We start from the raw sequence: 5,525 nt of genomic DNA, 5'->3' as shown, positions 1-5,525 counted from the left end.
GATGCCCAGGACGCCCAGGGCGTTGCATCGTCGCGGCCACCCGGTCCCGCCACCCAGGAGACCTGGGCGACCTCACCCCTGAACGCCTGGCCCGCCTCGCCGAGCGGGCCGGCCGCCCCCTCGTGCTGCTCCTCGACGGCCCCGAGGAGATGCCGCCCGTCCTCGCCCACCGGCTCGCCGAGTGGACCGAGCGGACGGCGGCCTGGCTGCGCGCGACCGGTGTGCGGCTCGTCGTCGCCTGCCGGGAGGAGTACTGGGAGGACGCCGGGGCGGAGTTCCCGCAGGGGTCGCTGTACCCGCCGACACCGGTCGACGGCGCCTCGCCGACACCGGCCGACGGCGCCCCGCCGCCCTGTGTGCCGCTCGGCGACCTCACGCCCGCCGAGGCCCGCAGCGCCCGCTCCCGGTACGCGGTACGCGACGGTGCCCTCACCGACCGCGACGCCCGCCACCCCCTCACCCTGCGCCTGCTCGCCGAGGTCCATGCCGCCTTCCAGGCCGCACCGGCCGCCCCGCCCCTCGACCGGCACCAGGTGTTCTCCGCCCACCTCGACCTGATCTGCCTGCGCATCGCGGAGCGCCTGGCCGCCGGGACCGACCTGCGCGGCACGGCCGTACGGCGGCTCGCGGCCCGGGTCTCCGGGCGGGTCCACGAGGCGGCCCGGCGCAGTTTGGGCCCCGGCCAGGGCGAACTGACCCGGGACGCCTTCGACGCGCTGTTCCCCCGGGGGCCGGTCCCGGCTTGCCCCGGCGGTGGCACCGGCTGGGCATCCGCCGTCCTCGCCGAGGGACTCCTGGTACCCGCCGGGGACGGCTACCGCTTCGCCCACGAGGAGTTCGCCGACTGGATCCAGGGCATGCACCTCGACCTGGACGAGGCCCTGCACGCCCTGGTCCGCCGCCCCCGCACCCCCGCCCACCCGCTGCCCGTCCCGCATCACCGCGTCGGCCCCGTCGTCCAGGCGCTGCTCCTCCTCGCCCGTGACCAAGGCCCCGGTCAACTCGCCCTCCGCCTGGCTGAGTTGACCAGCGCGCTGGACACCGGACAGGGTCCCGGGGCCTGGTGGGCCGCCCGTCTGCTCGCCGGGGCGCCGGCGGGCGTCCCGGACGCGACCCCGTACCTGGATGTGCTGCGCCCGCTGGCCGACCGGATCGTGACCTGGCGGCGCGCCGGCCGCCCGGTACCCGGCGAGTTCGCCCCCGCCTTCTGGGCCGCCCTGCCGCTGCCCGTAGCCGACCGGCTCGACCTGCTGCGGGACCTGGTCCTGGCGGACGAACCGCATGCCCCCGGCCCCCGTTACCTGGACGCCGTCGCGGGGTTCCTCACCGACACCGACACCGACACCGACACCGACACCGACACCGACACCGACACCGACACCGACACCGACACCGACACCGACACCGACACCGACACCGACACCGACACTGGTGCTGGTGCTGGTGCTGGTGCTGGTGCTGGTGCCGCCGCCGCTGCCGTGCGGGTCCTCGTGACGCGCTGGTTCGACGACGAGCGGCCGATCCCCGCCCTGCCCCGCGCCACCGTGGCCACGGCCGCCCAGGCACTGCTGCACACACACCGGCACCCCGCCCTGGACCGCCTCATCGAGGTGCTCGCCGACCGCGCTCACCGGCGCGCCGACGAACTGCTCGCCGCGCTCGCCGAGGACGAGCCCTCCGCTGTCTGCCGGGCGGTGGACCGCTGGGCGCGCGACGACCGCCCGGCGCGACGGGCCGCTGCGGTGGCACACGGACTCCGCGCCGCGCCCCACGCCCGCACCGAATCCGACCGCGAACTGCTCCGCCGGGCCGCCCACACCCTGCTCGGCAGCCCTGTCGGCACCGGCCTGCACGGCGGCGCGCTCGCCCTCCTCGTCCACGACCCGGACACCCGCGCCCGGCACCTTCCGGCGGCCCTGCGGCACTTCGCGTCCGGCGACCCGCGGTTCCCGTCGGCCGCCCTGGTCCCGGCCCTGGCCACCCACCAGGACCAGGTCCTCGACGCCTTCCACGACCGGCTGTGCGCCGGACCGGACCCGCGCGAGGCCCTGCGCACCCTCGCCGACCAGACGCCGCCCGGGCTCGCCCGCCGGGTCGCCGCGCTCGTCCACGAAGCGGTGGAACTGCGGCCGGAGACAGCGGCACACCTCGCCGAGCACGTCGACCGCCGGCTCGACCACGGCTCGGCCGCCCGGACCGTGCTCCTGCCCTTGGTGACCGCCCTCCTCGGCGACGGCCCCGAACCGGTCCGGGCGGCCCTCGCCACCGTCCTCGCTGCCCCCGGCACCCCGGCCTCCCGCCCACTGCGCCGCGAACTCCTGGAGTTCCTGCTCGCTCAGGAACAGGCCCCCAATGTCCTGCACGCCCTGCTGCACGCGGCGGCACAGAGTGGCGACACCGGGGTCCGTGACCTCGTCCACCGCACCGGAGTGCTGCTCATCCGCACCCCGGACGGCGCGACCCGCTTCGACCGCGGCCTGGTCGACCTGGGCCGACAGGTGCCGGGCTTCGCCGCGCTGATGGCCCGCTGGCTCACCGACACCCCGGAGGAGTGGGCCGCCGTGGTCGGCCCGAGCACCCGTCGGATGCTGGGCAACCTGGCGGGCGTGCGCGTTCCCGCGTGACACGGGTTCCGTACGATCGGTGGTCCGTGGGGTCGCCCCGGGTGCGTGGTGCCCACGTGCACCCGGTCACAGCCCCCATGCCGATGCGGGCCGGGAGCACCCGGCATGGCACCCTTAGACCTGCGTAAGCGGTCAGGTAGAAACGGACACGGGTTCGAGGAGCGGTCACTGTGCAGCGCTGGCGTGGCTTGGAGGACATCCCCCAGGACTGGGGGCGCAGCGTCGTCACCATCGGTTCCTACGACGGAGTCCACCGCGGCCACCAGCTGATCATCAAGCACGCCGTGGACCGCGCTCGCGAGCTGGGCATCCCGTCCGTCGTGGTGACCTTCGACCCGCACCCCAGCGAGGTCGTCCGCCCGGGCAGCCACCCCCCGCTGCTCGCCCCGCACCACCGCCGCGCCGAGTTGATGGCGGAGCTGGGCGTGGACGCGGTCCTTATCCTGCCGTTCACCACGGAGTTCTCGAAGCTGTCTCCCGCCGAGTTCGTCGTGAAGGTCCTGGTCGACAAGTTGCACGCCAGGGCGGTCGTCGAGGGCCCGAACTTCCGCTTCGGCCACCGGGCGGCCGGCAACGTCGAGTTCCTCGCCGAACAGGGCGAGATCTACGACTTCGAGGTCGAGGTCGTCGACCTGTATGTGACCGGTGCGGCGGGCGCCGGCGAGCCGTTCTCCTCGACGCTCACCCGGCGCCTGGTCGCCGAGGGCGATGTCGCGGGCGCCCGGGAGATCCTGGGCCGTCCGCACCGCGTCGAGGGCGTGGTCGTCCGCGGTGCCCAGCGCGGTCGCGATCTCGGCTTCCCGACCGCCAACGTCGAGACCCTCCCGCACACCGCGATCCCCGCCGACGGCGTGTACGCCGGTTATCTGCACGCCCAGGGCGAGGCCATGCCGGCCGCGATCTCCGTCGGCACCAACCCGCAGTTCGACGGCACCGAACGCACGGTGGAGGCGTACGCCATCGACCGGGTGGGCCTCGATCTGTACGGGCTGCACGTCGCCGTGGACTTCCTGGTGTACGTGCGCGGGCAGGCGAGGTTCGACTCGCTGGAGGCCCTGCTGGAACAGATGGCGGACGACGTGAAGCGCTGCCGGGAGCTGATCGCGGCGGACGCGTAGTCCGCCGCCCACGACGCCGCCCACGACGCCGAAGGGCGGCCGGTGCCGCACCGCACCGGCCGCCCTTCGTCCTGCCGTACCGCCGTCTTACCGCTGGGTCGGCCCCTGCGGGGGCTGCGTCGGCGGCCGGCCCTGCTGCGGATATCCCGGCTGCGGGTACGGCTGTTGCCCCGGCTGCTGCGGCTGCTGCGGATAGGGCGGTTGGGCCGCGGGTTGCTGGGCCGCGGGCTGGGGGTAGGGCTGGCCCGGCTGCGGGTACGGCTGCTGCCCCGGGACCTGCTGGTACGGCTGGCCGGGAAGCTGCTGGCCCGGCAGCGGCGGGGCGGCCACCGGCGGCGGGTTGCCGTCGCTGGTCCACAGCCCCTGCGCCTGCTGGTGCCGGGTGAAGTCCTCGGCGACCATGGCGGCGAGGTTGAAGTATGCCTCGCGCACCTTCGGCCGCATCATGTCGAGGTCGACCTCGGCACCGGCGGACAGATGCTCGTCGAAGGGCACCACGATCACGCCTCGGCACCGGGTTTCGAAGTGCGCCACGATGTCCTCGACTTTGATCATCTTTCCGGTCTCGCGTACCCCGGAGATCACGGTGATGGACCGCGCGACCAGATCGGCGTACCCGTGCGCGGACAGCCAGTCCAGCGTGGTGCTGGCGCTGCTCGCACCGTCCACGGACGGCGTCGAGATGATGATGAGCTGGTCGGCGAGGTCGAGTACCCCGCGCATCGCGCTGTACAGCAGACCGGTGCCCGAGTCGGTGAGGATGACCGGGTACTGTCGGCCGAGCACGTCGATCGCGCGCCGGTAGTCCTCGTCGTTGAAGGTCGTGGACACGGCCGGGTCGACGTCGTTGGCGATGATCTCCAGGCCGGACGGCGCCTGCGAGGTGAAGCGCCGGATGTCCATGTACGAGTTGAGGTACGGGATCGCCTGGACGAGGTCGCGGATGGTCGCCCCGGTCTCGCGGCGCACCCGGCGGCCGAGCGTACCGGCGTCCGGGTTCGCGTCGATGGCGAGGATCTTGTCCTGCCGCTCGCTGGCGAGCGTGGCACCGAGCGCGGTGGTCGTGGTCGTCTTGCCCACGCCGCCCTTGAGACTGATCACCGCGATCCGGTAGCAGGACAGCACCGGGGTGCGGATCAGCTGCAGCTTCCGCTGCCGCTCCGCCTCCTCCTTCTTCCCGCCGATCCTGAACCGGGAGGGCGGGGCGGCCGTCCGGCCGCTCTTCGCCTTCTGCCTCTTGTTGTTGAGCAGCCGGTCGGAGGACAGCTCCACCGCCGCGGTGTAACCGAGCGGCGCGGCACCGGGGTTGGTCGGCTGCCGCTGATCGTGCTGGACCGGCTGCGGCCAGGCGGCACCCGCCCGGGGATCTACGGGCTGCTGCGGAGCCTGCGGGGGCATGGCCTGCTGCGTCTGGACAGGGGGCTGCTGCGGCACGCCGGCCTGTGGGGCAGGCTGCCCCGGTTGGGCCGGTGGCTGCGGGAAGCCGTAACCGCCGGGCTGGGCAGGCGGGTTGGGGGCGACCGGCGGCTGCGGGAAGCCACCACCGGCGGGCTGCCCGGTCGGCGGTTGCCCGGCCGGCGGCTGCCCGGTCGGTTCCGGAGGGGTGGCCGCCGGACCGTTCGGCGCCTGCGGGGCCGGGGCTCCGGGCTGTGGGAAGCCGTAGCCCGCGGGCGCTCCGGGGCCCGGGACGGGGGCACCGCCCGGCGGTGGGACGGGGGTCGGGAAGCCGTAGCCGCCGGGCGCGTTGGGTGCGGGGGGCTGCGCACCAGGGGTGCCCGGTGCT

At 74.6% G+C, this 5,525-nt stretch carries 3 protein-coding genes; 2 read left to right on the top strand and 1 reads right to left on the bottom strand.

What is annotated here, in order from left to right; genetic code table 11:
* A partial coding sequence (locus ACWEKM_RS45520; RefSeq protein ID WP_451627193.1) for a serine protease occupies positions 1-2,624 on the top strand: 2,624 nt, incomplete at its 5' end.
* A gap of 170 nt (positions 2,625-2,794) precedes the next feature.
* Positions 2,795-3,742, top strand: coding sequence for a bifunctional riboflavin kinase/FAD synthetase (locus ACWEKM_RS45515; RefSeq protein WP_451627192.1), 948 nt, complete (start codon positions 2,795-2,797; stop codon positions 3,740-3,742).
* A gap of 87 nt (positions 3,743-3,829) precedes the next feature.
* Here ACWEKM_RS45515 and ACWEKM_RS45510 read toward each other — a convergent pair.
* Positions 3,830-5,525: nucleotide-binding protein (locus ACWEKM_RS45510; protein ID WP_451627191.1), on the bottom strand; the 1,696-nt coding region annotated here is incomplete at its 5' end.

The sequence above is a fragment of the Streptomyces sp. NPDC004752 genome (assembly GCF_053601275.1).
Note: the sequence above shows the minus strand (reverse complement) of the source record. Positions and strands in the feature narration are given on the sequence as shown.